This is a genomic window from Mesorhizobium sp. M1E.F.Ca.ET.041.01.1.1, from assembly GCF_003997355.1.
In the GTDB taxonomy this organism is placed as follows: domain Bacteria; phylum Pseudomonadota; class Alphaproteobacteria; order Rhizobiales; family Rhizobiaceae; genus Mesorhizobium.
Genome location: NZ_RZSL01001167.1, coordinates 1 through 710, shown reverse-complemented (window position 1 = coordinate 710; position 710 = coordinate 1). Strand labels below are relative to the sequence as shown.

General features: G+C 67.0%; 1 protein-coding gene. It reads left to right on the top strand.

Annotated features, from left to right (window positions below):
• On the top strand, positions 1-710 hold a 710-nt coding region (locus EOA38_RS38145), incomplete at both ends, for a phosphopantetheine-binding protein (RefSeq protein WP_245481038.1).

Here is a 710-nt window from a genome sequence, read left to right as displayed (position 1 = left end):
GCGTCTCGACCGCCAGGCGCTGCCGGCGCCGGCCGACGAGGCCTATGCGCACGCCGCCTATGAAGCGCCGCAGGGCGCGGTCGAGACGCTGCTGGCCGGGATCTGGGCGGAGCTGCTCGGGGTCGAGCGCATCGGGCGCCACGATAATTTCTTCGAACTCGGCGGCCACTCGCTCCTGGCGGTGCAGCTGATGGAGCGGCTGCGGCGGCTGTCGCTCGGGGTGGAGGTACACACCCTGTTCGCCAGGCCGGTGCTTTGCGATCTGGCCGAAAGCCTTGGCAGCCATCACGAGGTGGCGGTGCCTGCCAACCCGATCACCGAGCAGAGTGCGGCGATTACGCCGCAGATGCTGCCGCTCATCGAGCTTGGGCAGGAAGAGATCGACCGGATCGTCGCCACGGTGCCCGGTGGCGTCGGCAACATCCAGGACATTTATGGCCTGTCGCCACTGCAGGACGGCATCCTATTCCATCATCTGCTGGCGACGAAGGGCGATCCCTATCTGCTGGTCTCGCAGATGGCGTTTGCCGAGCGCGGCTTGTTGGAGCGCTATCTTGGCGCGGTTCAGCAGGTGGTGGACCGGCACGACATTCTGCGTACGGCCTTTGTCTGGGAGAGGCTGTCGAGCCCGGCCCAGGTGGTGTGGCGGCGTGCGCCGCTGGAGGTGACCGAGGTCGAGCTGGATGAAGATGGCGGTCCCGGTTCCAAGC